Here is a 25,010-nt window from a genome sequence, read left to right on the forward strand (position 1 = left end):
GGGCCCCGGACTGGACCATTTCGGCAAAGAATCCGCCGATGCTCATGCTGCCCTCCCGAGGGGCGTCCTCCGGAGACCACGATAAAGTGGGGGGCTTCGGTGACAAGCTGTCACGGGACGCTCAGGCCCGTTCATCCAGGACGGTGGTTATCAGGGTGCGCAGCGTTGAGGGCTCTGCGATTCCCAGGATCCGGGCCGAGACCCGCCCCAACCGGTCCAGCACGATCGTGGTGGGCACGGCCTGCGGCGGCACGTAGTCGGTCATCGCCAGCAGCACCTGCCCGCCGCGGTCCTCCACCGAGGGGTAGGTGATGCCAAAATTGCGCTCGAACGCCTCCGCGGTGGCCACCGTGTCGCGGACATTGATGCCCAAGAACCGCACCCCCTCGGGGGCGAACTGCTCGTGCAGGGCCTGCAGGTCCGGGGCCTCCACCCGGCACGGGGCACAGGCGGCATACCAGAAGTTCAGCACCGCCGGGTCCCCGGCGAGGTCCTGCGTGCTGATCGGCTTCCCGGAGAACAGGGTGGAGCGGAACTGCACCGGCTCCCCGCGCCGGTCCGGGACGATCTCCAAGACCGACCCGTCACCGGCGATGTAGTTCTTGCCGTCAGCATTGCCGGCCTGGGCGGTCAACGGGTCGTCCGAACTGCAGGCCGCCAGCAGCGGCAAGGACACGACCCCGGCCAGCCCGGCCAGAACCCGACGGCGCGAGGGGATGGGCAACGGCGGACGAGATGGCATACGGCTGGAACTTCTCTCAGAACTCGATACAGGAACCGTGACGGAAATCGGAGTATCGCGAATTCTACCGGTTGTAGAAGAACGGGCCGAACTCCGGGCTACACCGCCAGCAAGGCTGAGCGATGACAGCCCCGACGGGGTCTTCCGGTCGGCGGATTGGTGGCACGGGCGCTGAGTCTGCTCAATGGTCAAGGCGCGCAACGCAATTTGCGGTACGGGGAAGGCGGGGCCGAGTCGCTCGGGGTGAATGCCCGGCCCCGTAGCTCAGAGCCCGAAAGCTCCACCGCTGATGAGGATGAAGACGCCCAGGCCGATCAGCACGATGGGGAACAGGATGTGCTCCCAGCGTTCCAGCACCTCGGCGATGGGCCGGCGGGTGGCGACAAATTTAGCCAGGCCCACCAGTACCGCCACCAGCGCGAGGAACACGATGCAGTAGGCGACTACGGCGCCCGGGCCCACGCTGAGGAAGACCGGGACGTAGACGCCGATGTTGTCCCCGCCGTTGGCGAAGGTCACCCCGGCCACGGTCCAGACGCCGACCTTCTTGCCCTCGATCTTGGCATCGTCATCGTCATCGTCGTCCCCGCGCCAGGCCTTCCAGGCTGCCCACAGACCCAGCCCCAGCGGGATCAGCCCGAAGTACGGGATGACCTCCGGGGGCAGGAACGCCCCGGCCCCCAGGGACACGAGCACGGCTGCGCCGAGGATGCCGATGACGCCCAGGTACTGGCCGATCAGGATCCGGGCGGTGGTCCCCCGTTGTCCGGCGCCGCGGGCGAAGAACAGGGAGAGCACGATGATGTCATCGATGTTCGTGACCAGAAACAGGCCGATCGCCTGCAGGACTGAAGACAGGATCATGCCGCAGCCTCCGTATCGTCGCAGCCTGGCACCGAGCAGGCCGGGTCCAGGCAGGGGGCGCTCTCATCCACCGCGAGGGTGACCTCGACCAGCGCAGTCAGCGCCCGGCTCAGGTGCGCATCGGCGATCTCATACCGGGTCTGGCGGCCCTCGGGCACCGCGACCCCGATCCCGCAGTCCCGCAGGCAGGCCAGGTGGTTCGACACGTTAGAGCGCGTCAGCTCCAGGTCCCGGGCCAGCTCGGCCGGGTAGGCCGGGTAGGCCGGGTCCTGCAGCAGGGTCAGCAGGATCCGTGACCGGGTCGGGTCGGCCATCGCCCGACCCAATCGGTTCATCACGTCCAAATGAGAATCTATAGTCAGCACTCACTGAACTATACAGTAGATACTGAACTCTCGATGGCCCTAGGGGCTGAGTTGCAGGGCCGCCTGCCGAACGCTCGAACCGAGCACCGTTCCGTCCAGAACCGGACGGGGCTGCCACGGCCTAACCCGGCCGAGGCGGGTGGTCCTCATCCGTGGCGACGTCACGTGCTGGCGCCAAGGTAGCGCGTCGGGGAAGCAGGCGGGGAATCAGCCGGACGTAGGTGACCATGCCGACGAGTTCGACGAGGGTCTGGGTGACCACGACGACCGATGCCAGGGCCAGGGCCTCCGGCACGGCCAGGGCCAGAGGCAGCACGACCAGGGAGTTGCGGGTGGCCCCGGAGAAGACCACCGCCCGGGTGGCCGGGACGTCCTGGCCGAAGACTCGGCCGGTGAGCACCCCCAGCGGGACCATCACGATCAGGAAGGCGACGTAGATCGGGAGGACCCGCAGCAACGAGGACAGCTCCGCCCGGACGGCATCGACCTGCGAGGCGACCACGACGGCGAGGGTGGCCATCATCAGCGGCACCATCAGCGCCTCCATCACGTCCATGACCTTCCGTGCGGCAGCCGAGCGGGTGGCCAGGTACTGGGTGAGCGCGGCCAGGGCCAAGGGGGCGACGATCAACAACCCGAAGGCCTCGAGGAACGAGGCGGCGTGCAGCACCTGAAACAGATCGGGGCCCATGAACAGGCCCAAGAACACCGGCAGCAGCAGCATCTGCACGAGCATCAGCAGCGGGGCCGCGCCCAGCAGCCGGTCATGGGCGGCCCCGGCCAGCCCGGAGAAGACGATGACGTAGTCGATGCACGGGGTCAGCAGCACCAGCAGCACCCCCAGCAGAAGGGCCTGGTCGTCGGCGACGAACCTGGAGAGCCCGTAGACCACGACCGGGACGAGGACGAAGTTCAGCACCAGCAGCCCGGCCAGGAACCGGCCATCGCGCAGGGCCCGGCCCAGCCGGGTCAAGGGCACGCTCAGGAATGTGGCGTACAGCAGCACCATCAGCACCGGGTTGATCGCCAGCTCCAGGCCCGGGGCGACGGACGGGGCGGCCATCCCGAACACCGCGCCGGCCCCCAACGCCGCCAGGTACAAGGGGATCTGCCACCGCTCCAGCCAGCCGATCATGCGCGTCCTTTCCGGGAGAGAACCTTGCGTCCATCCTCGCGCAGCTGCCCGGTCGGGGAGACGTGGCTGTCATTTTCAAAAGCCGACGACACTAACTTCATACGTGGGCTGCACGAGTCCCCGGGAGTGGCCCCAACGCGGTCCGTAAGGGGATCCCCTTACGGCGTCGCACCGTTGCCCATATGACCATCGGCGGTACCTCCGAACTGCCTCCGCAGGCCGTCCCCTTACGGCCAGTCTCAGCGTCCATAAGGTGTGGGTGCTGGTTTGCGTGGATGCCTGGTGGTTCAGACCAGGTGCAGGGTGGTGAGGCAGGTGGGTCCGTCCGGGCCGGAGTTGAAGGGTGTGCTGGCCGTTGTTTCGGTGGCGGTGACGGTGCCCGTGTGGTCGCGGGGGATCCAGAAGCCGGTGAAGCCGTTGGTGCCGGTATTGGCGTCCTCATCGAGGAGGGTTACGCCGGCGTCGGTGGTCACGGTGACGTGGATGGGGGTGTCGGTGAGTTCTCCCTGGCACCCTCCGAGGTTGTGGTAGTGGGACTCGTGCTTCTGGGTGCGATAGGGCGCCATGGACAGGTAGAACTGCCCGCTTGTCAGAGGGACGGTGACATGGTCGGAGTCGTCGGCGAAAGCGACCTGGTCGTATCCGACGGAACCGGTGAGGGCCAGCGGGCGCCGTTGGGATACCTGGTCCATGGCGGTGACAGCGTCTTCGGCGGTGGAGGCCTCGATGCCGTGGGCGGCCAGCAGCTGCCGGGCCCGCGGGTCGAGCGCCTCGGCTGTGCCGACGCTGCCGGTGTCCGGGATCGTGGGCGAGCAGGCCACCAGGACGGTTGAGCCGAACAGGCCGAGGCCTCCGCCGATCATGGTTCTGCGGGACAGTGAGGTCACGGGTTCCTTTCCGCCTCGCCACACGGCGAGGATCGACTCTCCATTCTCCCCTGGAGCGTCGGCGTACCCGGGGTGGCTGGTTTGAAGGTTTGGCGAAGATTCCCCTGACACGGGCCGGCGTCGGGGTGCTGGCCGGGATGGTGGGGAGACACTGGAGGCATGGATCCTGGCACTGATTCCACCCTCTCGGCCGGCCGGGTGCTGGTCGTGGATGACGAGAAGCCCCTGGCGGCGATGGTGGCGACCTATCTGGCCCGGGCCGGCTACGACGCGACGGTCGCCCACACCGGTCCCGACGCCTTGGAGTCAACTCGCGGTCATGACCCCGATGTGGTGGTCCTGGACTTGGGGTTGCCCGGGCTGGATGGGATCGAGGTCTGCCGTCGGCTGCGCTCCTTCTCCCAGTGCTATGTGCTGATGCTCACCGCTCGCGGGGACGAGGAGGACAAACTGGCCGGGCTTGGGGCCGGGGCCGATGACTACATCACCAAGCCCTTCAGCGTGCGCGAGCTGGTCGCCCGGGTGGCCGCGGTGTTGCGCCGTCCGCGGACCGGCCTATACCCGGCTGAGCCTGCCCGGGTGTTCGGGGACCTGACCGTGGACCTGGCCGCGCATGAGGCTCGGGTAGGTGGGTTGCCGGTGGGGCTGACGCGCACCGAGTTCTACCTACTGGCGGCCCTGTCTGCCCGTCCGCAGCAGGTGATGACCCGCCGCCAGCTCATCGACACCGTGTGGGACCCGGCCTGGGTCGGGGACGAGCGGCTGGTGGACGTGCACATCAGGAACCTGCGCCGCAAGCTCAACGTGGACCCGGGACACCATATCGACACCGTCCGCGGGGTCGGCTACCGGATGGTGGCCCGGTGAGCCGGCGGCACGGCCACGGCTTGGCCTCACGCTTCCTGGCCGCTCAGCTGCTGGTGGTGGCTGTCAGCCTGCTGGTCGCGCTAGTGGTGGCGGTGGTGGCCGGACCGCCGATCTTCCATACCCATCTGCTCATGGCCGGGCGCAGCGAGGGCTCGGCCGCGCTGCTGCACGCAGAGCAGGCCTACAGAGACGCCAACCTCATCGTCCTGGCGGTGGCCGTGGGCACCGCCCTGGTGTGTGCGCTGCTGATCAGCGCCTGGTGCGCCCGGCGCATCCGTCGTCCCTTGGACCAGCTGAGCACCGCGGCCCTGGCCATGGCCGGTGGCAGCTACGATACCCGGGTCCCGCCCCTGGAGGCCGGTACCGAGGTGGACGCAGTAGCCGGGGCCTTCAACACCATGGCCTCCCGACTGGAGCGCACCGAGACCACCCGCCGGCGGATGCTCTCGGATTTGGCCCACGAGCTGCGCACCCCCGTCTCGGTGCTCACCGTCTACGTCGACGCCCTCCAGGACGGGGTCACCTCTTGGGATGGACCCACCGCGGAGCTGATGTCCGGACAGTTGCGGCGCCTAGGCCGGCTGGTGGAGGACATCGGCGACGTCTCCCGCACCCAGGAAGGACACCTGGTCCTGGACCGCACCGAGGTATCCGTGCCGGGGCTGCTCACCGAGGCCGTCGAGCCCCACCGGGAGGCGTTCTCGGCCAAGGGCGTCACCCTGGCGGTCGACGCCGGCGACGGGTCCGGGACCGTGGAGGTGGACCGCCAGCGCATCGGCCAGGTGCTGGGCAATCTGCTGACCAACGCCCTACGCCACACCCCACCCGGTGGCACGGTCACCCTGCGCGCCACCGGCCACCGGCCCGGACGCCTGGCGCTGGTGGTCGCCGACACCGGCGAGGGCATCTGCGCCGAACACCTGCCGCAGATCTTCGAACGCTTCTACCGTGGCGACACCGCCCGCGATCGCGACCACGGTGGCTCCGGCATCGGCCTGGCCATCGCCCGCGCTCTGGTCGAGGCCCACGGCGGCACCCTCAGCGCCGTATCCGCAGGACCGGGCCGCGGCGCGGTCTTCACTGTCGACCTTCCCCGCCCCCGGGACACACACCGCCGGAGGGTGACTCACACACTTGCCAGATACCCCCAGGGGGTATATACCAAGAAGAGGTAGGGGCTACACCGATTCCTGCCACACCCACGATCCGCCGAGGAGAACACCCATGGAGAACACGACCCGCACCCCGCTGCCAATGGCCACCACCGGTTGCGCCTGCTGCGCCCCCACGCCCGACACCACCTCGGCCGCCGGACAGGAGGTCGCCAGCGCGGCCGGGATGCCCGCCGGGGCCTCGACGTACCGGGTGGAGGGCATGACCTGCGGACACTGCGTCGCCTCGGTCATGGAAGAGGTCTCCGCACTGGACGGGGTCACCGCGGTGGATGTCGACCTGGTCGCCAATGGAGTCACCACCGTCACCGTGACCGGCCCGGTGAGCTCCAACACTGTCCGTTCAGCCATCAAAGAAGCCGGCTACACCCCCACCGACTGACCGTCCACCTGAACATCCGGCCCCGCATGAGGGGGCCTGCGCGGAAGGAACAGCATGAGCACCCCCGACGACGACCACGACCATCCAGACCATGGACGCGCTGGCCAAGGCCACCATGCGGACGAGGACACCCACGGCCAGGCCATGCCCGACGACCACGCCCACTCCGCGGTGGACGAGGACCACGCGGTCCACGACCACGGAGACCATGCCGGGCACTCGGTGGCAATGTTCAAGAACCGGTTCTGGCTCTCACTGGTCCTGTCGATCCCGGTGGTGGTCTTCAGCCACATGGTCGCGGACCTGCTCGGTTACCGGGTTCCTGAGTTCCCGGGCTCTGAGTGGATCGCCCCGGTGCTGGGCACCGTGATCTATTTCTACGGCGGTATGCCGTTCCTGAAGGGCGGGGTCACGGAGCTGCGCTCCCGGCAGCCCGGGATGATGTTGCTGATCGCGATGGCCATCACGGTGGCCTTCGTGGCCTCGTGGATCACGTCCTTGGGCATCGGCGGGTTCATGTTGGACTTCTGGTGGGAGCTGGCTCTGCTGGTGGTCATCATGCTGTTGGGGCACTGGATGGAGATGCGCGCTCTTGGCGCGGCCTCCTCCGCCTTGGACGCTCTGGCCGCCCTGCTGCCGGACGAGGCTGAGAAGGTCACCGAGGACGGCACTACCGTGACCGTTGCGATCGGTGATCTGGCGGTCGGGGACACGGTCCTGGTCCGCTCCGGGGCGCGGGTGCCGGCCGACGGGACCCTCACCGAGGGCACCGCGGAGTTTGACGAGTCCATGATCACTGGCGAATCCCGGTCCGTGGCCCGCACCGTGGGCGAAACGGTGGTGGCCGGGACCGTGGCCACCGACAACACCGTGCGGGTGCGCATCGAGGCGGTCGGCACCGACACCGCCCTGGCCGGCATCCAGCGCATGGTCGCCGACGCCCAGGAATCCTCCTCCCGCGCCCAGGCCCTGGCCGACCGAGCCGCGGCCCTGCTGTTCTGGTTCGCCCTGGCCGCGGCGATCATCACCGCCATCGTCTGGGTGGCCATCGGCCAGCCGGACGACGCCGTCACCCGGACCGTGACCGTGCTGGTCATCGCTTGCCCGCACGCCCTGGGCCTGGCGATCCCGCTGGTCATCGCGATCTCCACCGAACGCGCCGCCAAGGCCGGGGTGCTGATCAAGGACCGCATGGCTCTGGAGCGGATGCGCACCATCGACGTGGTCCTGTTCGACAAGACCGGCACCCTGACCGAGGGCGCGCACGTTCTCACCGGAACCGCACCGGCCCCAGGCACCTCCGAGGCACAGCTGCTGGCTTACGCGGCTGCGGCCGAGGCCGACAGCGAGCACCCCGTGGCCCGAGCCATCGTGACCGCTGCCACCGACCACACCGAAGCCGCCGGGCTGGGACTGCGTGGCACCGGGTTCCAGTCGGCCACCGGCCGCGGGGTGAAAGCGACGGTGGACGGATCCGAGGTCAGGGTGGGCGGGCCGAACATGCTGCGCGAACTCGCCCTGGACATCCCTGAGGCCCTCAGCGTTGACACCCAGGCCTGGACCGAGCGAGGGGCCGGGGTGTTGCACGTCGTCCGTGACCGCGCCGTCATCGGCGCGTTGGCCGTGGAGGACCGGGTCCGCCCCGAGTCCCGGGCCACCGTGGCCGCTCTACACGAGCGCGGGATCAAGGTCGCCATGATCACCGGCGACGCCCGCCAGGTCGCCGAGGCTGTCGCTGCGGACCTGGGCATCGACGAGGTCTTCGCCGAGGTGCTGCCGAAGGACAAGGACTCCAAGGTCACCGACCTCCAGTCCCGCGGGCTACGCGTGGCCATGGTCGGTGACGGCGTCAACGACGCCCCCGCCCTGGCCCGCTCCGAGGTCGGCATCGCCATCGGTGCCGGCACTGACGTGGCCATGGAATCGGCCGGCGTCGTACTGGCCGGCAACGACCCGAGGGCCGTGCTGTCCATGATCGAGCTTTCCCAGGCCAGCTACACCAAGATGATCCAGAACCTCATCTGGGCCACCGGCTACAACCTGATCGCCGTTCCCCTGGCCGCCGGCGTGCTCGCCCCGATCGGGTTCGTGCTCTCTCCGGCGGTTGGGGCGGTGCTGATGTCGCTGTCCACCATCGTGGTCGCCCTCAACGCCCAACTGCTGCGCCGGACCGATCTGGATCCGGCCCGACTGGCCCCGGCCAGCCCTTCGGATCGGGACACTACACCCCAGCCCGCGACGGCCACCAGCTGATCGCGGCCCTGGACCCCCTGTCGAAACCCCAATGGAAGGAACCATCATGAAACGCAACACCACCACCCTGGCCGCCCTGGCCTTGACCTCGGCCCTGGCCTTGACTGCGTGTGGCCCCGGTGCCGAGGACAACGGCGCCGGCTCCGAGTCCACCCCGGCCACTAGCTCGGCTGCTGCCACCTCCACGACCACGGACACCGCTGCCCCGTCCGCCACGGCTACCGGCTCGGCCGAGGAGATCTCGGCCGAGCACAACGACGCGGACGTGATGTTCGCCCAGATGATGCTCCCTCACCACGAGCAGGCCGTTGAAATGAGCGAGATGCTGCTGGCCAAGGACGACGTCCCGGCCGAAGTCGCGGACTTCGCCCAGCGGGTCATCGAGGCCCAGGGACCGGAGATCGAACGCATGAATGCCATGCTCACCGCCTGGGACGCGGAACCCATGGCAGAGATGGAGGGCATGGACCACGGTGGGATGTCCGGGATGATGTCCGAGGAGGATATGGCCGCTCTCGAGGAAGCCCAGGGCACCGAGGCGGCCCGGCTGTACCTGGACCAGATGACAGCCCACCACGAGGGCGCTGTCGACATGGCCCAAGACCAGGTCGACAACGGCCAGAATCCCCAAGCGGTGGCCCTGGCCGAGCAGGTCATCACCGCCCAAGAGGCCGAGATCGCCGAGATGGAGCAGATGCTCGGAAACCTCTGACGGGATCCACCGCCCCCTCTTGATCGGCTCTACCCGTGCCGCTGCCGCACCAAGGACCTACACGGCCCCCTCCACCCAAGCAGATGGGGTCGTGTGGGTCTTGGCGCATCGGTTGGACCTCCAACCGACGCGGGATCAGTACATTGCTGGGGGTGCGCCCTGGGATCCGTCAGTCGGTGGGGCACTGGCGTTCGGCCGGTTCCTCGTAGTCAGGCACGGACCGTGCTTGGGCCTGTTCGGGGGTCGTGACGATCCCGTTGTCCTGGATGTCCTGGATCAGCCAGTCCATCTCGAAGATCTCCCGCCGCTGGGCCTCGCTGATCTCCACGGCCAACTCGCACACCCTGACGTCCTCGATACCGGCCCGCTCGGACCTCGTGATGGCCAGCGAGTGGTGCGGAATCATCGCGCGCATGAAATCGCTGTCGTTGACGGTCGCCTGACTGCGGTCCAGGACGATGCCGCCGCCCAGAAGCACCGCGCTCACGAGCACCACAGCAATGTTCGCCTTCGCGTTCCGGTACATGTTGAGCATCCAGGCCAGCATCACCAGGCCCATCGCCCCGCCCATGGTCAAGGCCATGAACAGCCTGCTCTCACTCCAGCGAACGTGTCCCCACTCCCAGCAACCGGCGAACATCGTCCAATACATGACCACCATGCCGGTCAGAATCATCGCGGCAAACCGCAGATACATCTTCAGGGAGCGGCGGGGCGCCTGATGACCACCGCCGCGATCACCACCCTGGTCACCGCTGTGCTCTGTCTTTGACACGTCGAGTTCTCCTCCGGCGAGGATGCTCTTGTACCGCCGGTCAGGGCCAGCACGTGTTCCACACCTGCTGGCCCTGACCGGCATTCCGACATCGGTCTGGACTGCGCTCAGCCCAAGGAGGCGAGCAACTCGGCGCAGGCCCGCTCGCAGCGCCGGCAAGCCTCAGCACACACCTTGCAGTGCTCGTGCATGTCGGCGTGCTTCTCGCACTCGTCCCCGCACGTCTTGCAGGCGGTCCGGCACGCCTCCAGCAGGGCACGAGTGGTCTCGACGTTATTGCCGGTCTGCCTGGACAGCACCGCCCCGGTGGTGGCGCAGATGTCGGCGCAGTCCAGATTGAATCGGATGCACTGCCTCAGTTCTGCGACCATGTCCTCGGCCAGGCACGCGTCCGCGCAGGCCGTACAGGTCTGAGCGCACTCGGAACAGGCCTCGATGCACTCGGCTAACTTCTGCCGGTCGATGTCCCCCAAGTCCTTCGGGTAGGTCTCCAGCATCGAGCTCACGTGATGGGTCATGGCTTACTCCTTCATCGGTCCGATCTAGGAGACGAACCGGCCGGAACCGGCCCGCCATGCAACCGACCGTAGACCCCCGCCCGGCCCGGAAAAAGGGCTCAACTTTGAAGATTCCGTGAAGATCCCGATTGACGGCGGACATTGTCGCGAACGCTCTGAGACCCGGCGCCGAGCTGCCCCGGAACTCCAAGGACCAGTACGCAGTCGCCAGCCAATGCGTCTCCCTCGACAACCTGCAGGTCGGCGACCTCGTCTTCTGGTCCAACAGCGGCTCGGCCTCCGGGATCCACCACGTGGCCATGTACACCGGCGACGGCCAGATTGCCCACGCCCGCAACCCCCAGATGGGCGTGGCCGTGAACGCTGTCGACTACAGCCCCTGGAACATGATGGGTCCCGCCGCCCGTTACTCGGCGGCACGCCACCACCCCGGGACGGTCACGCAAGACGAAAACCTCGGGGCCGTTCGATCTCAGGAGACCTCAGCTACCGTGCCCACCCCGCCGTTCCGCTGACTGAACGATTCATGGCACCCGTTAGAAGTGGCCTGCCGAGGGGCATATGGGCGACGGTTCGCGTCCGTAAGGGGATCCTCCGAACGCGACGACTAGATCGCGCACCGCCGGAACAGGCCGGGCCGACCGGTCGATTTCGGGGAGCAGCAACGGGCCCGGTATCGCGGCCGCCATGTCGTGGAGCGGTGCTTCAACCGCCTCAAGCAGTGGCGCGGGATCGCGCTGCGCTCCAACAAGACCGCCGGCAGCTACCACGCCGGTCTGCGCCTGGCCGCCGCCCTCCACTGGCTCGCCACCGGTGAGCGCAGCGCGGTTCAGACGTAGCGGCAGACCTGGTGGGGGCCGCAGGTGTCGGGGTGCAGGGTGGTGGCCTCGTCTCGAAGCGAGGTAAGGGTGTCGCGCAGTGCGGTCAGGCTGCGCAGCTGGTCCTCGACGTTGACCAGGCGTTGGTCGAGCAGGTCGCGGACGTGGCCGCAGGGGGCCTGCCCGCCGTCGCGGATCTCCAGCACCTGCTGGATCTGGGCCAGGGTGAGTCCGGCGGCCTGGCCGCGGCGAATGAAGTCCAACCGGTCGAGCATGATCGGGTCGTAGTCCCGGTACCCCGCCGGCGTTCGGTCCGGGGCGGGCAGTAAGCCCTGCTCTTCATAGAACCGCAGCGTCTTGGTGCTGGTGCCCGCGGCGGAGGCGAGTTCGCCGATCCTCATGTCAGCCCTCTTCCTGGGGTCCCCGGCGGGATGGACTTGACCTTCCCCTGCACTGGAAGGTCCATTCTGGCCTCAGTGGAGCATTTCGCCAAGTGATGGGGGTATCGCAAGTGGGCCAGAAGGTGGACCTGGCGGTGATCGGCTCCGGGGGTGCGGCGTTCTCCGCCGCGATCCGGGCCCGGGGCCTGGGCAAGTCGGTGGTGATGATCGAACGGAGCACGGTCGGCGGCACCTGTGTGAACATCGGCTGCGTGCCGTCCAAGGCGCTGCTCGCCGCCGCCGAGGCCCGGCACGTGGCCGCCGACGCCCCCGGCCGGTTCCCCGGCATCGCCACCGCGGCCGGCCCGGCGGACATGCCGGCCCTGATCCAGGGCAAGCAGTCCCTGGTGGAGGGGCTGCGGCAGGCGAAGTACGTGGATCTGGCCGAATCCTACGACTGGCCGGTCCGTCAGGGCGTGGCCTCCTTCGGAGGCTCCCCGGAGGCCCCGGTGCTGCGGGTCACCGGCCCGGACGGGAGTACCGAGGTGATCGAGGCGAAGCATTACCTGGTCGCCACCGGCGCCCGCCCCTGGGTCCGGGACCTGCCGGGGCTGGAGCAGGTGGACTACCTGACCTCGACCACCGCGATGGAGCTCGCCGAGGTCCCCGAGTCCCTGCTGGTCCTGGGTGGTGGGTACGTCGCCTTGGAACTGGCTCAACTCTTCGCCCGGCTCGGCTCGACGGTGACCATGTTGGTCCGCTCCCGGCTGGCCTCGGCCGAGGAACCCGAGGTCAGCCAGGTCCTGGCATCGGTCTTCGCCGACGAGGGCATCACGGTGGTGCGTCCCGCCCAGCTCACCACGATCGCCCAGGACGAGACCACCGGCGAGGTGACCGCCACCGCGACCGTCGCGGACCGGACCACCCAGTTCCGCGCCCAGCGGGTGCTGGTGGCGCTGGGCCGCCGGCCGGTCACCGACGCCCTGAACCTGGACACGGTCCAGGTCCCGACCGGTACGAGCGGGGAGGTCGTCGTCGATGATGCACTGGCCACCGCCAACCCGCGCATCTGGGCCGCCGGGGATGTCACCGGGCACCCGGAGTTCGTCTACGTCGCTGCCCACCACGGCGCGATGGTCGTCGACAACGCCTTCACCGGCGCCGGGCGCACGGTCAACTACGCCCACCTGCCTCGGGTGACGTTTACCAGTCCCGCCATCGGCGCGGTCGGGATGACCGAGACACAGGCCCTGGCGGCCGGCCACCGGTGCAACTGCCGCGTGCTGCCCCTGGACTACGTGCCCCGCGCCCTGGTCAACCGGGACACCCGCGGATTCATCAAGGTCGTCATCGACGACGACACCGGCCGCATCCTCGGCATCACCGCCCTCGCCAAGGACGCCGGCGAACTCGCCGCCGCCGGCGTATTCCTCCTCGAGACACACCAGACCTATCAGGACGTCGCCGCCATGTGGGCGCCCTATCTGACCATGGCCGAAGGCATCAAGCTTGCCTGCCAGTCCTTCACCACCGACCCCTCCAAGCTCTCCTGCTGCGCCTGAACCGGCCACGCTATAGTCACCGCACCCTTGAGCAACATGACCTAGTCGTGTGCGCTTGTCCGGTGAAGGGCCCTGATGTGGAACTGACGGAGCGTTGAGACTGACAGCCGGTTTCGCCCGGTGCTACACCGTCTAACGCCCGTCAAGCGCCGTCCGCGTTGGCAGGCGAAACTACGAAGCGGTACGAAGACCGCTCAGCGCTGCCCGGCGGCGTGCTTCCAGGAGCCGGAGCCGGGGCGGGCCCACAGTCCGAGGCGGCGCCGACGGTCCAGGGTGCGGTCGCGGTCGGTGCGGCCGGCGCCCTCACGCCGATGCTGTTCGGCCTGGGCGGCTACGGCGTGGATGACCGCGGTCAGGGCGGCCGTCTCCTCGGCGTCGAGGTTGCCCTTGACGAGCAGGGCCGGCTCCGGTGCCTGGCCGGCGTCTGGGGTGGGGTGCTGCGGGTCCATCATGGCCTCCCGGATCGTATCCGTCACTGTCGTCTCTGTGGCCGGCAGGATCTCCGCCTGGTCCACGGTGTCCCGGCCGCTCACAGGGGGATGTTCCCGTGCTTCTTGGCGGGCCGCGATTCGCGCTTGTGGAAGGTGGCCCGCAGGCCGCGCACGATCTGCGTCCGGGTCTCGGCCGGGGTGATGACGGCGTCCACGTAGCCGCGCTCGGCCGCTTGGTAGGGGTTGAGCAGTTCCGCCTCGTAGCCTTCCACGATCTCGGCACGCTTGGCCTCCACATCACCCCCGGACTCCTCGACGGCCTTGAGATCCCGGCGGTAGAGGATGTTGACCGCTCCCTGGGCCCCCATCACGCCGATCTGGGCGGTGGGCCACGCCAGGTTGAGGTCCGCGCCGAGCTTCTTGGAACCCATGACGATGTAGGCGCCGCCGTAGGCCTTGCGGGTGATGACGGTCAGCTTCGGCACGGTGGCCTCGGCGTAGGCGTAGATGAGCTTGGCGCCGCGGCGGATGATCCCGGAGAACTCCTGGTCCGTGCCGGGCAGGAAACCGGGGACGTCCACGAGCGTGATGATCGGAATGTTGAAGGCGTCGCAGAACCGGACAAAGCGGGCGGCCTTCTCCGAGGCATTGATGTCCAGTGTGCCGGCGAACTGCATCGGCTGGTTGGCGACGATCCCCACGGAATGACCCTCGACCCGGCCGAGCCCGCAGATCACGTTGGGTGCGTAGAGCTCCTGGACCTGCAGGAAGTGGGCGTCGTCCACCACGTGCTCGATCACGGTGAGCATGTCATAGGGCTGGTTCGCCGAATCGGGGATCAGCGTGTCCAACTCGAGGTCCTCGGCGGTGACCTCCAGCTCCTCCTCGAACGGCTCCACCGGGCCCTCGGCCAGGTTGTTGGAGGGAAGGAACTCGAGGAGCTCGCGCACGTACTCGAGGGCGTCCTCCTCGTTGGCGGCCAGGTAGGCGGCGGTGCCCGTGGAGGCATTGTGCTGGCGGGCGCCGCCGAGCGTCTCCATGTCCACATCCTCGCCCGTGACGGTCTTGATCACGTCCGGGCCGGTGATGAACATGTGGGAGGTCTTGTCCACCATGATGATGAAGTCGGTCAGCGCGGGGGAGTAGGCGGCGCCACCGGCCGAGGGGCCCATGATGAGGGTGATCTGCGGGATCACGCCGGAGGACATCACGTTGTTGCGGAAGATGTCCGCGAACATCGCCAGGGAGGCGACGCCCTCCTGGATCCGTGCCCCGCCGCCGTCGTTGATCCCGATGACCGGGCAGCCGTTCCGGGCGGCGAACTCCTGGACCTTGACGATCTTCTCGCCATTGACCTGGCTCAGGGAGCCGCCGTAGACGGAGAAGTCCTGGGAATACACGGCCACCATGCGGCCGTCGACGGTGCCGTAGCCAGACACCAGCCCATCCCCGACGGGCTTCTTCCGGTCCATGCCGAAGGCGGTGGTGCGATGCACCGCGAGGGCGTCGAACTCGGTGAACGATCCGGGATCCAGCAATAGCTCGACGCGTTCGCGGGCGGTGTGCTTGCCCCGGTCGTGCTGCTTGTCCACGGCGGCCTGGCCGGACGGCAGGGCAGCCTCGGCCCGGCGGCGTTCCAGGTCCTGCAGTTTGCCGGCCGTGGTGGTCAGATCCGGTTCGGTCACAGGTCCTCCGTCGGTTGGAACTTTCATACAAGCGGTGCGGCCGTGGTTTCGGGGCGTACCCCGTGAACTTCACGGCCAAGGCCCCAGTCTAGTGACGCCTGGACCTCAGCCTCTTGTAGGAACCGCACAAGATTGAGGCCAGTGACCCCCGGATAGGTCCAGCGAATGACCAGTCCCACCCGCTATACCTGGAGTCATGACAATCACGTGGCTGGAGCAGGCCGACTCGACGCAGGAACAGCTCATCGCCCAGGCCTCGGCCCAACCGGACCGGTGGCCGCACCTGTCCGCCCTGGCGACCCTGGACCAGCGCTCGGGCCGCGGCCGCCGGGGGCGTGGCTGGACCACCGCTCCCGGCACGGCCCTGTCCGTCTCCGTGGTGCTGCGCCCGGACCTGCCCGTGGAGCACTTCAGCTGGGTCACGCTGGTGGCGGCCGCCGCCACCTGTGCAGAACTGCGGAGCCTCGGAGTGCCCGCCCAGGTGAAATGGCCCAACGACCTGCTGGCGGAGGACGGCCGCAAGCTCTGCGGCATCCTCGCCTCGGTGCTGCCGGACCAGTCCGGGATCGTACTGGGACTCGGCCTGAACCTGGACTTCGGCCCCGGTGGGGCCCCGGTCCCCACGGCGACGTCGGTCGCCGAGTGGGTGCCCGAGGGCACCGTGCCCTCGGCGCCGGACCTGCTGGACGCCGTGCTGGGTGCGCTGTCGGAACGGCTGGACGACTTCAGCCGCGCGGTCCGCGAGCACCCCGGAGAGGTGGACGGAGCGCACCCGGCCGCGGCCGGCGTCGTGGGCCAGCTGACGACCCTGGGCACCGAGGTGACCGTGCACCTGCCGGACGAGTCCCGGCTGACGGGGACCGCGAGGGCGCTGGGGCCGGGCGGTACCCTCCTCGTGGAGCCGGCCGACCGTGGGAAGATGGAGACAGCGGTGCCCGGCACCACTCGACGCGGTGACCTGCTGGAGGTTTCCGCCGCTGACGTGGTGCACCTGCGCCGCTGACGGACTGCGGCAGTCCGAGGCAACCCGATGATTCCTGGAGAGGACGGTCCGACGTGGGACTGAGGCTGGCACCCGGTGAGCAGGTACGCGTGCGTACCCGCTCGCACCCGCGTGCCCTGACGATGCCCGTCCTGCGCCTGATGCTGATCGCCCTGGCCACCGGCTACGTCCAGGGCTTCCTCGCCCGGCCGGACCTGGCGGACTTTCTGGTGGAGTCCCGCAGCTGGCTGTCGGTCGTGGCCTGGATCCTGGCCGCCGCGGCCCTGCTCTTCGGATGCCTGCGCCCCGCCTGGCGCTGGTTCAACCGCCGCACCCTGCTGACCAGCCGCCGCATCCTGCAACGAGCGGGGATCGGGGCGTCCAGGGAGCGTTCCCTGCACCTGCTCTCCGTCTACGACGTGCGCCTGCGTCAGCGCCGCGGCCAGAAGATGAGCCGCTCCGGGGACCTCCTGGTGGACCATGGGGCCGGCGGCTCGTGGGTGCTCGCAAACATGCCCGAGGCGGCGCGCTTCCGGGATCTGATCCTCCGGGAGATCGGCGCACTGCGACAGGAGATCTCCGCCCACGCCGGGACGGCCGGCCCGCCGGCGGAGCCAGGACCCGCACCGGGACCGGCGCCGCGACCGGCACCAGGGGCGCCGGGATCGGCACCCGGATCGGCACCAGGACGAATGATGAGGGGTGGCTACCGTGGCTGAGTACACCGGTCCGATGGACGACTGGGACGACCTGCCCGAACCGACGTCCCTGGATGACCACGGTGATCTGGGGCTGCTGACCGAGGGCGTCCGGCCCACGGCCGACCAGCCGTCCGGTTACGATCGGCCGTCCGGCCCTGCCCCGGCGTCCGGTTCCGCCCCGGGGACCGGTTCTGCCCCGGCGTCCGGCCCCGCCTCCGGGGACGGCCCCTCCCCGGAGACAGGCCCCGCCGACGCTCCGCTGCGGCGGACGGCGCAGATGGAGCAGGTCCCCGCGGAGGGCGGGGAACGCCAGGCCCGGCCGCAGCCGGCCCCGGACACCACCACCACGTCCGCGCTGGCCTTGGAGGACGAGCAGGAGGTCTCCACCTGGACCCAGGCGATCTCGGCCCTGGAGAAGGACCTGCTGGGCGGGCCCCGCTCGATGACGCGGCGGGACATGGCCAGTGAACTCGGCGTCTCCCTGATCTCGGCCCGCAAGCTCTGGCGCGCCCTGGGCTTCCCCAATGTCAAGGACGAGGACCGGGCTTTCACGCAGCAGGACACGGACGCGATCGGCACCATGATCGACCTGGTCCGGCGCGGCATCCTCAACGAGGAGACGGCCATCTCCCTGACCCGCTCCATCGGCCAGATGACGGACCGCATGGTCGTGTGGCAGATCGAGGCGCTCGTGGAGAACAAGATCAGTGAAGGTATGACGGACCCGAGCGCCCGGCGCGAGGTGGTCCGCATGCTGCCGGAGATCATCGAGCCGCTCGAAGAGGTCATGGCCTACTCCTACCGGCGGCAGCTCAACTCAGCCTTGCAGCGCCTGACCGTCCGGGTGGAGGCAGGGTTGGCGGCCAGTGCCGTGGGCCGGGACGGCTCTGAAGACGACGCCCCACTGCCGCTGGCCCGAGCGGTGGGCTTCGCGGACATGGTCTCCTACACCTCCCTGTCCCGGCAGATGAACGAGCGCACCCTGGCCCAGATGGTGCAGCGCTTCGAGAACAAGTGCGCCGAGATCATCTCGATCGGCGGCGGCCGGCTGGTCAAGACGGTCGGTGACGAGGTGCTGTTCAACGCCGAGACACCGGAGGCCGGGGCCCAGATCGGTCTGGCGCTGGCACAGGCCATGGCCGACGATCCCGTGTTGCCCTCGTCCCGCGTCTCCGTGGTCTGGGGCCGCGTGCTCTCCCGGCTGGGGGACATCTACGGCCCCACCGTGAACCTCGCTTCCCGGCTGACCGCGCTCGCGGACCCCGGCACCGTCCTGGTGGACGCGATGACGGCCATGGCCCTGGAGGCGGACGATCGGTTCGTCCTCGTCCCGCAGCCCCCACGGATGGTCCGTGGATTCGGCGAGATCCGGCCGTCCATCCTCATGCCCGGCTCCGGTAACGGTCTTGTGGTCGATTGACCTCGGCTGGAGGCAACCGACGCACATGGGGAGAACTACCCATCCCCTCAGGGCTATTTCAGGTTTGCGCCGTCGGCTGAACCGCTAGACTCCCGTGGAGTGGTCGCTGTGCCGTTGGCGCGCAGCATGGCCCGTGATTTCACCATCGGGGGACAAAAACGTGGGGACAGGTTTCGGCGCCGGGCGCCAAGGCGCGTTGAAGGCGACGGCGCTCGTCGGTGTCTCCGCCGTGGCCGTGACCGGCGCCATCCTCTATCCGGGGTTCCAGACCGCGGACGTCGACCTCAACGACGGCGGCGTGTGGGTGGTCAACGCGGCCGAGAACAAGGTCGCCCACCTCAACTACCAGTCACAGACCCTCGACGGCGGCGTGGCCACCACGATGACCGAGTTCGACCTGGCGCAGCACGCGGACCAGGTCTACCTCCGGGACCTCGAGATGGGCGCCGCCACCACCGTGGACCCGGCCGCCTTCGTGCTCTCCGACGAGACGATGCTCCCGGCCAATTCCTCCTTCTCCTACGGCGAGAGGATCGTGGCCGTCTCGGACTCGGAGCAGGGCCGGGTCTACGCGGCCACCACGCAGAACCTCGGGGCCATCGCCTCCGAGTCCGCGGACCCCTTCTACGAGGGCGAGGGCCGGGTGCTCTCGGCCGTGGGCCGCGATGACACGGTCTGGGTGGCGGACCTGGACGCCAACCTCATCAAGGGCTTCCGCCCGCTGACGGACGAGGAGCTGCGCGAGCAGTCCGATCAGGACGGTTCGACCGAAGAGGTCGGGGACGGCGAGGTCCCGGCGGATGAGCAGGACTCCGAGGGCGCATCGGGCGCCCCGGAAGACAACGACGACGGCGCGGACGATGACCCGGCCGGCTTCCGGGAGGTCTCCTCCACCGAGATCGACGGGCTCGCCGGGATGGCCGAGCCACAGATCTCGGCCGTCGGGGAGACGGGCGTCGTCTTCGATGCGGCTTCCGGCACCCTGGTCACGTCCGAGGGGGAGACCTCCAGCGTCGTCGATCCGGCCGGGGGAAAGCTCCAGGCGCCGGGACCGGAGGCGGCCGGGGCCGTCGTCGCGCTCGCCAACAAGACCGCGACCATGCCGCTGGACGGCGGGGAAGCGCAGTACACCACGGTGGAGACCACCGGCACCCCGATCCAGCCGGTGCGCGTGGGGACCTGCACGCACGCGGCCTGGCAGGGTTCCGGCCTGTACCAGCGTGATTGTGACGACGATGCCCAGGACACCACCGAGCAGATCCCCGAGATGCCGGCCGAGGCCCAGATGGAGTTCCGCGTCAACCGGGACGTGGTGGTGCTCAACGACATCTCGCAGGGCAACACCTGGCTCGTGGCGGACGGCATGAAGATCGTCAATAACTGGGCAGACCTGGAACCGCCGAAGGGCGAGGGCGAGCAGGAGGAAGAGGAGTCGGACGAGATCACCGACTCCATCGAACTGCCGGACCGCCAGGAGGAGAACCAGAAGCCCGTCGCCGAAGATGACACCTTCGGCGTCCGAGCCGGGCGCACCACCGCCCTGCCGGTGCTGTTCAACGACGTGGACCCGGACGGCGATCTGCTGACTGCGGAACTGGCCGGTGATCAGCCCGAGACGGGGACTCTGCAGGAGATCTACGACGGCACGGGCTTCCAGATGGTGGTCCCCGAGGACGCGAGTGGTTCGTCCGCCTTCACCTACACCGCGGACGACGGGCGTGGGGGCACCGACCAGGCCCAGGCCACCGTGCGCGTGGTCCCGGAGGAGGAGAACAGCAAGCCCGTCCAGGAACGGGTGACCACCCTGCGGGTCCAGGCCGGCACCGAGGTCTCGCAGAACATCCTGACGGACTGGAAGGACCCGGACGGGGACGACCTGCAGCTGATGGGGGCGGTCTCCGAGGACGGCGACGTGGTGCGGGTGCGCCCGGACGGCGTGCTGACCTTCGAGGACGTCGGCAAGACCGACGGCACCAAGGAACTGGAGATTACCGTCTCCGACCGCCGCGAGTCCGAGACCGGCCGGGTGGTCATCGAGGTGCTGCCCCAGGGCGCGGCCCCGCCGATCACGGCCACGGACCACGTGACCGTCAACGTGGGGGAGGAGGCGACCTTCTCGCCCCTGGAGAACGACTTCGACCCGACCGGCACCGAGTTGCGCCTGGCCCATGTGGACCCGATCTCCGGTGCGGACGTGAGCATGAACAGTGACACGGGCACCGTGGCGTTCCGCTCGGACCAGGAGAAGACCTTCTACCTGAAGTACGTCGCCACCAACGGGCCGGCCTCCGCCCCGGGGTTGATCCGGGTAGACGTCAAGGACCCGGACAAGAACACCGGTGCGCCGGTGGCCGTGCGTGACGTGGCCCTGCTGCCCGCCAACGGCGAGGTGCTGGTCAACATCCTCGGCAACGACTCCGACCCCGAGGGCGGCGTACTGGTGGCCCAGCAGGTGGACGTGCCGGAGGACGCCCCCTTCAACGTCTCGGTGGAACGCAACGCCGTCCTGCGTGTCACCGACCAGCAGGGACTGACCGAGCCGGTGACGTTCACCTACACCGTCACGAACGGCACGGCCGCCTCGAAGGGCGAGGTCACCGTCATCCCGATCCCGGCCCCCGAGTCCATGGAGCCGCCGCGGCCCAACCCGGACACCGCCGTGGTACGGGCGTCAGACGTGGTCACCGTGCCGGTCCTGGACAATGACGTCCATCCCAACGGCGCCGAGCTCACCCTCGAGCCGGAGCTGGCCGAGGGCATCGACGAGGCGGACGGCCTGGTGTCCGTCTCGGACAACAAGATCCGGTTCCGTGCCGGCGAGGAGGCCAAGACGGTCTCCGCCGTCTACACCGTCTCCGGTCCGGACGGACAGCAGGCCTCGGCCCGGGTGACGTTCCACGTCAACGCGCTGGACCTGGAGAACAACTCACCGCCGTCGCCGGAGACGGTGGAGGGCCGCGTGTTCTCCGGCGAGACCGTCGCCATCCCGATCCCGCTGGACGGGATCGACCCGGACGGGGACTCGGTGTCCCTGGTACAGCTGGAGAATCCCCCCACCAAGGGGTCCGCCAAGGTCACGGCCAACTCGATCGAGTACACGGCCACGGCCGGTTCCACCGGAACGGACGTCTTCACCTACGTGGTCGAGGACCGCCTCGGCGCCCGCTCCACCGGGACGATCATGGTTGGCATCGCCCCCGTGGCACAGGAGAACACCCCTCCCGTGGCGGTCAACGACTCGATCCAGGTGCGCCCGGACCGTCCCGTGGCCGTGGACGTGCTGTCCAATGACACGGACGCGGACGGGGACGAGCTGAAGTTCGTGGACACTTTGGAGGCCACCGAGGGTTCGGACGCCGCCCTGGTGGACGGCCGGATCCTGCTGACCTCGCCGCCCGAGGCCGGCTTCACCTCCGTCCGCTACACGATCACCGACGGCCGCGGTGGCCAGGACACCGGAACGCTGACGGTCGAGTCGGACCCGGACGCGCCGCTGCGTGCGCCGATCGCCCGGGACGACCGCGTCTCCTTCCGCGAGACCGTGGACCAGGACCAGGTCACCGTGGACCTGCTGAAGAACGACGAGGACCCGGACGGCACCCCGGACGACCTGACCGTGGATTTGCCGGAGAACCCGGAGGGCGTGACACTCACGGAGGACAACCAGCTGGTGGCCCCCGTGCAGTCCAACCCGCAGGTGATCACCTACCGGCTCACGGATACCGATGACCTCTCCGCCTACGCCTTCGTGATCGTCCCCGGGGCCGGCGAGGCCCGCCCGATACTGCGCTCGGACGCGCCGATCGAGGTGATGGCCGGAGAGGAACTGCCCCTGAACCTGGATGACCTGGTGGTGGTCCGGGACGGAAAGTCGCCGCGACTCACCGAGGAATCCAAGGTGTCCTCGACGCCGGAGTCCGAGGGCGGCCTGGTCCGCTCCGCCACCGAGCTGGTCTTCACCCCACCCGCGGACTTCACCGGGGCCGCCTCCGTGACCTTCGAGGTGACGGACGGCTCCGGACCGGATGACGCCGAGGGTCTCAAGGCGGTCCTGACCCAGCCGGTCCGCGTGTTGCCGCGACCGGATGAGAACAACCCGCCGCTGTTCCAGTCCAACACCATGGAGGTGTCCGCTGGCGGCGACCCGGCGACCCTCGACCTCGCCCAAGCCGCCTCCGACCCGGACCCGGACGACGCCGAGAACCTCACCTTCGCGCTGGGGGAGTCCGCCATCGAGGGCGTGGACGTCAACCTCGAGGGCTCCGTGCTCACCGCCAACGCCGGAGCAGACACCCCGAAGGGCACCCGCGGCACCGTCCAGGTGACCGTGACGGACGGCAAATCCGATCCCGTGCCGGCCCAGGTGACCCTCACGGTCAACGCCTCGGACCGCCCCCTGACCGTGGCGAACCCGGACACCGTGCCGGACGCCAACCAGGGACGTGCCGAGACCGTTCCGGTGCTTGCCAATGACGTGAATCCGTTCGAGGGGGAGGGCGACCTCAAGCTGACGGGCACCGAAGTGACCGGCGGTTCCGGTAACGCGGTGATCTCCGGAGATGATGTGGTGGTGACCCCCGCCGAGGACCTCGTCGGGCAGATGACCGTGCAGTACTCCGTCCAGGACATGACGGAGGACCCGGATCGCAATGTCATCGGCACCATCACACTGAACGTGAAGGGTGTCCCCGAGGCGCCGGGCGTGCCGCGCGTAGATTCCGTGGGCGACTCGGAGGTCGTGCTGACGTGGGATGCGCCGGCCAACAACGGTGCGGCCATCACCGGCTACACGGTGACCGCCGCCGGCGTGAACCAGGAGTGCGCGGCCACCACGTGCACCATCAGTGGTCTGACGAACAACCAGGAGTACACCTTCGCTGTCACGGCCATGAACGAGGTCGGCGAGTCCGATCCCTCGGTCTCCTCCGCCCCAGCTCGGCCGGACGTGGAGCCGGAACAGCCGGCCCCGCCGGCAGGCACGGACGGTGACCAGAAGATCGACCTGACGTGGAGCGCTCCGGTGAATCGCGGTTCGCCCATCTCCTCCTACACCGTGGAGATCTCCCCGGCGCCCGCAAACGGCGTGTCCCAGAAATCGGTCTCCGGCACCTCCACCACCTGGGAGGGGTTGACCAACGGCACGGCCTATCAGGTCCGGATCCAGGCCGTGAATGACGCGGACCGGCCCAGCGAGTTCTCCGGCTGGTCGTCCTCGATCATCCCGGCCGGTGTGCCCATGCAGCCCCTGGCCCCCTCGGCCTCCCGGGCCGAGTCCGCCGTCAACGGTGGTGTGGCCAACGTGAAGTGGAGCGCGCCGAATAACAACGGTGCCACCATCCAGGGCTACACCCTGAACGTGTACGAGGGCGGCTCGCTGTTCAAAACGATCGAGACCAGTGGTACCTCACAGCAGGTTCCGGGCCTGAAGACCACTTCGTCCTACACGTTCTCCGTAGAGGCCACCAACCGGGTGGGAACCTCCGAGGCCTCGGCCCAGTCCACCGCGGTGACGCCGTACGGGCGGCCCAAGGCACCGTCCAAGCCGGCCATCGCCGCCACTGGATCGAACAACACCCTCACCGTGGACTTCAGCCCCGGCTCGGCCAACGGCTCGCCCATCACCGGGTACCAGTACCAGGTCGGAGGCGGCAGCTGGCAGCGGCTGGGTGGCCCGGGCAGCACGATCAATGTCGGCAGCAACGGCAAGAACGTGACCGTCAAGGTCCGCTCGCTCAACGCCGCCGGTGCCGGAGACCCCTCCGCGGCCTCCAACCAGACCAGCGCCTACGGACCGATCAAGGACGCTTCCAATATCAAGGCCACCGGTGGGGAGAAGCAGGTGAGTTTCAGCTGGAACTCCAATGAGAGCGCCTACGCCAACGGCCGTCCGGTGAAACTCACGGTCAGCATCTCTGGTGCGGGCAACACACCCAACGACGGGTCCCAGACGGTCAGCACCGGCTATTCGGACAAGCGGATTCTGACGGTGACGGCCACCCCCAGCGAAGGCAAGGCGCGGTCGTGGACCCAGAGCGCTGAGTCGAAGCCAGCCCCACCGCCAGAGCCCGAGGTCATCCTGCGCCGTGGACCGTCGAACAACAGTTACGACGGATGCCCGAGCAATTGCTACCAGTTCGACGTGGAGATCAAGGGCTTCCCGGCGAACAAGACCCTCCCGGCGCAGTGCTATGCCAGCACCGGGGAGACCGTTTCCAACAACTCCTATGACATCCGCAGTGACGGGAACGGCAACGGGCGGGAGAACTTCACCTGTGTGCTGCAGTCCAACTTCAAAATGCCGGCGCACGCCACAGTGAACGGGGTTAGATCCAACAACGCTAGTTGGTAGCCGGATATTG

22 protein-coding genes are annotated in these 25,010 nt (G+C 68.7%); 12 read left to right on the top strand and 10 right to left on the bottom strand.

Translation table 11 applies throughout. The features are described from left to right. Positions 1 to 121: 121 nt before the first annotated feature. The 5 genes from AB0333_RS13040 to AB0333_RS13060 form a co-directional block, all read right to left on the bottom strand. Positions 122 to 742 carry a TlpA disulfide reductase family protein gene (locus AB0333_RS13040; RefSeq protein WP_366219091.1) on the bottom strand — a complete coding sequence of 207 codons (621 nt, stop codon included), beginning with the start codon at positions 740 to 742 and terminating at the stop codon, positions 122 to 124. Between the two features lie 264 nt (positions 743 to 1,006). Further along, entirely contained in the window at positions 1,007 to 1,606 is a 600-nt protein-coding gene (locus AB0333_RS13045) for a cadmium resistance transporter (protein ID WP_366219092.1), read from the bottom strand. Beyond that, complete coding sequence (locus tag AB0333_RS13050; protein ID WP_366219093.1) at positions 1,603 to 1,971, bottom strand: metalloregulator ArsR/SmtB family transcription factor; 369 nt, start codon at positions 1,969 to 1,971, stop codon at positions 1,603 to 1,605. Before AB0333_RS13050 ends, AB0333_RS13045 begins: the two co-directional genes overlap by 4 nt. Positions 1,972 to 2,092: 121 nt before the next feature. Further along, positions 2,093 to 3,106, bottom strand: coding sequence for a bile acid:sodium symporter (locus AB0333_RS13055; RefSeq protein WP_366219095.1), 1,014 nt, complete (start codon positions 3,104 to 3,106; stop codon positions 2,093 to 2,095). Between the two features lie 287 nt (positions 3,107 to 3,393). After that, positions 3,394 to 3,993, bottom strand: a complete 600-nt coding sequence (locus AB0333_RS13060; protein ID WP_366219096.1) for a CueP family metal-binding protein — start codon at positions 3,991 to 3,993, stop codon at positions 3,394 to 3,396. 159 nt (positions 3,994 to 4,152) lie between these two features. Between AB0333_RS13060 and AB0333_RS13065 the strand changes: the two genes are divergently transcribed. The 5 genes from AB0333_RS13065 to AB0333_RS13085 are packed head-to-tail and all read left to right on the top strand — an operon-like array spanning position 4,153 to position 9,379. Further along, entirely contained in the window at positions 4,153 to 4,860 is a 708-nt protein-coding gene (locus AB0333_RS13065; protein ID WP_366219097.1) for a response regulator transcription factor, read from the top strand. Then, complete coding sequence (locus AB0333_RS13070) at positions 4,857 to 6,035, top strand: ATP-binding protein (protein ID WP_366219098.1); 1,179 nt, start codon at positions 4,857 to 4,859, stop codon at positions 6,033 to 6,035. Before AB0333_RS13065 ends, AB0333_RS13070 begins: the two co-directional genes overlap by 4 nt. Positions 6,036 to 6,084: 49 nt before the next feature. Continuing rightward, entirely contained in the window at positions 6,085 to 6,414 is a 330-nt protein-coding gene (locus AB0333_RS13075) for a heavy-metal-associated domain-containing protein (RefSeq protein WP_366219100.1), read from the top strand. Positions 6,415 to 6,468: 54 nt separating this feature from the next. Further along, positions 6,469 to 8,667: a heavy metal translocating P-type ATPase gene (locus tag AB0333_RS13080; RefSeq protein ID WP_366219102.1), complete on the top strand. Its 2,199-nt coding sequence runs from the start codon at positions 6,469 to 6,471 to the stop codon at positions 8,665 to 8,667. 46 nt (positions 8,668 to 8,713) lie between these two features. Beyond that, positions 8,714 to 9,379 carry a DUF305 domain-containing protein gene (locus tag AB0333_RS13085; protein ID WP_366219103.1) on the top strand — a complete coding sequence of 222 codons (666 nt, stop codon included), beginning with the start codon at positions 8,714 to 8,716 and terminating at the stop codon, positions 9,377 to 9,379. Between the two features lie 169 nt (positions 9,380 to 9,548). Here AB0333_RS13085 and AB0333_RS13090 read toward each other — a convergent pair whose 3' ends face one another. Both AB0333_RS13090 and AB0333_RS13095 read right to left on the bottom strand, forming a co-directional pair. Next, complete coding sequence (locus AB0333_RS13090) at positions 9,549 to 10,154, bottom strand: DUF305 domain-containing protein (protein WP_366219104.1); 606 nt, start codon at positions 10,152 to 10,154, stop codon at positions 9,549 to 9,551. 107 nt (positions 10,155 to 10,261) lie between these two features. Continuing rightward, complete coding sequence (locus AB0333_RS13095) at positions 10,262 to 10,672, bottom strand: four-helix bundle copper-binding protein (protein WP_366219105.1); 411 nt, start codon at positions 10,670 to 10,672, stop codon at positions 10,262 to 10,264. A gap of 128 nt (positions 10,673 to 10,800) precedes the next feature. On the opposite strand from AB0333_RS13095, the gene AB0333_RS13100 reads away from it, so the two are divergent. Together AB0333_RS13100 and AB0333_RS13105 are read left to right on the top strand one after the other, a co-directional pair. Further along, a complete protein-coding gene (locus AB0333_RS13100; RefSeq protein ID WP_366219106.1) occupies positions 10,801 to 11,187 on the top strand; it encodes an NlpC/P60 family protein in 387 nt (128 codons plus the stop codon). Between the two features lie 177 nt (positions 11,188 to 11,364). Beyond that, positions 11,365 to 11,511 (top strand): hypothetical protein, encoded by a 147-nt coding sequence (locus AB0333_RS13105; RefSeq protein ID WP_366219107.1) that lies wholly within the window; start codon positions 11,365 to 11,367, stop codon positions 11,509 to 11,511. On the opposite strand, the gene AB0333_RS13110 is transcribed toward AB0333_RS13105, so the two are convergent. Continuing rightward, the gene (locus AB0333_RS13110) at positions 11,502 to 11,891 is read right to left on the bottom strand and encodes a heavy metal-responsive transcriptional regulator (RefSeq protein ID WP_366219108.1); all 390 of its coding nucleotides are present in this window, start codon (positions 11,889 to 11,891) and stop codon (positions 11,502 to 11,504) included. The two genes, AB0333_RS13105 and AB0333_RS13110, sit on opposite strands and share 10 nt — an antisense overlap. A gap of 95 nt (positions 11,892 to 11,986) precedes the next feature. Between AB0333_RS13110 and merA the strand changes: the two genes are divergently transcribed. Next, on the top strand, positions 11,987 to 13,432 hold the full coding sequence (gene merA / locus AB0333_RS13115; protein ID WP_366219110.1) for a mercury(II) reductase: 1,446 nt from the start codon (positions 11,987 to 11,989) through the stop codon (positions 13,430 to 13,432). A gap of 194 nt (positions 13,433 to 13,626) precedes the next feature. Here the strand turns inward: merA and AB0333_RS13120 are convergent, their stop codons facing one another. Both AB0333_RS13120 and AB0333_RS13125 read right to left on the bottom strand, forming a co-directional pair. Then, complete coding sequence (locus tag AB0333_RS13120) at positions 13,627 to 13,965, bottom strand: acyl-CoA carboxylase subunit epsilon (protein WP_366219111.1); 339 nt, start codon at positions 13,963 to 13,965, stop codon at positions 13,627 to 13,629. Continuing rightward, the gene (locus AB0333_RS13125; protein WP_366219112.1) at positions 13,962 to 15,548 is read right to left on the bottom strand and encodes an acyl-CoA carboxylase subunit beta; all 1,587 of its coding nucleotides are present in this window, start codon (positions 15,546 to 15,548) and stop codon (positions 13,962 to 13,964) included. Before AB0333_RS13125 ends, AB0333_RS13120 begins: the two co-directional genes overlap by 4 nt. A gap of 196 nt (positions 15,549 to 15,744) precedes the next feature. Here AB0333_RS13125 and AB0333_RS13130 point away from each other — a divergent pair, with 196 nt between their 5' ends. The 4 genes from AB0333_RS13130 to AB0333_RS13145 all read left to right on the top strand — a co-directional run bounded on the left by AB0333_RS13130 (position 15,745) and on the right by AB0333_RS13145 (position 25,000). Next, entirely contained in the window at positions 15,745 to 16,551 is an 807-nt protein-coding gene (locus AB0333_RS13130) for a biotin--[acetyl-CoA-carboxylase] ligase (protein ID WP_366219114.1), read from the top strand. Positions 16,552 to 16,604: 53 nt separating this feature from the next. Next, complete coding sequence (locus AB0333_RS13135) at positions 16,605 to 17,249, top strand: PH domain-containing protein (RefSeq protein WP_366219115.1); 645 nt, start codon at positions 16,605 to 16,607, stop codon at positions 17,247 to 17,249. Continuing rightward, on the top strand, positions 17,233 to 18,651 hold the full coding sequence (locus AB0333_RS13140; RefSeq protein ID WP_366219116.1) for an adenylate/guanylate cyclase domain-containing protein: 1,419 nt from the start codon (positions 17,233 to 17,235) through the stop codon (positions 18,649 to 18,651). Before AB0333_RS13135 ends, AB0333_RS13140 begins: the two co-directional genes overlap by 17 nt. Positions 18,652 to 18,811: 160 nt before the next feature. Further along, the gene (locus AB0333_RS13145; protein WP_366219117.1) at positions 18,812 to 25,000 is read left to right on the top strand and encodes an Ig-like domain-containing protein; all 6,189 of its coding nucleotides are present in this window, start codon (positions 18,812 to 18,814) and stop codon (positions 24,998 to 25,000) included. Positions 25,001 to 25,010 lie beyond the last annotated feature (10 nt).

Source organism: Citricoccus sp. NPDC079358, assembly GCF_040702545.1.
In the GTDB taxonomy this organism is placed as follows: Bacteria; Actinomycetota; Actinomycetes; order Actinomycetales; family Micrococcaceae; genus Citricoccus.

Bases quoted from the DNA above. Each gene is read 5' to 3' on its own strand.
- AB0333_RS13095 (WP_366219105.1), bottom strand. From the start codon at position 10,672: ATGACCCATCACGTGAGCTCGATGCTGGAGACCTACCCGAAGGACTTG.
- merA (WP_366219110.1), top strand. From the start codon at position 11,987: ATGGGGGTATCGCAAGTGGGCCAGAAGGTGGACCTGGCGGTGATCGGC.
- AB0333_RS13040 (WP_366219091.1), bottom strand. From the start codon at position 742: ATGCCATCTCGTCCGCCGTTGCCCATCCCCTCGCGCCGTCGGGTTCTG.
- AB0333_RS13080 (WP_366219102.1), top strand. From the start codon at position 6,469: ATGAGCACCCCCGACGACGACCACGACCATCCAGACCATGGACGCGCT.
- AB0333_RS13055 (WP_366219095.1), bottom strand. From the start codon at position 3,106: ATGATCGGCTGGCTGGAGCGGTGGCAGATCCCCTTGTACCTGGCGGCG.
- AB0333_RS13110 (WP_366219108.1), bottom strand. From the start codon at position 11,891: ATGAGGATCGGCGAACTCGCCTCCGCCGCGGGCACCAGCACCAAGACG.
- AB0333_RS13130 (WP_366219114.1), top strand. From the start codon at position 15,745: ATGACAATCACGTGGCTGGAGCAGGCCGACTCGACGCAGGAACAGCTC.
- AB0333_RS13085 (WP_366219103.1), top strand. From the start codon at position 8,714: ATGAAACGCAACACCACCACCCTGGCCGCCCTGGCCTTGACCTCGGCC.
- AB0333_RS13075 (WP_366219100.1), top strand. From the start codon at position 6,085: ATGGAGAACACGACCCGCACCCCGCTGCCAATGGCCACCACCGGTTGC.
- AB0333_RS13045 (WP_366219092.1), bottom strand. From the start codon at position 1,606: ATGATCCTGTCTTCAGTCCTGCAGGCGATCGGCCTGTTTCTGGTCACG.
- AB0333_RS13065 (WP_366219097.1), top strand. From the start codon at position 4,153: ATGGATCCTGGCACTGATTCCACCCTCTCGGCCGGCCGGGTGCTGGTC.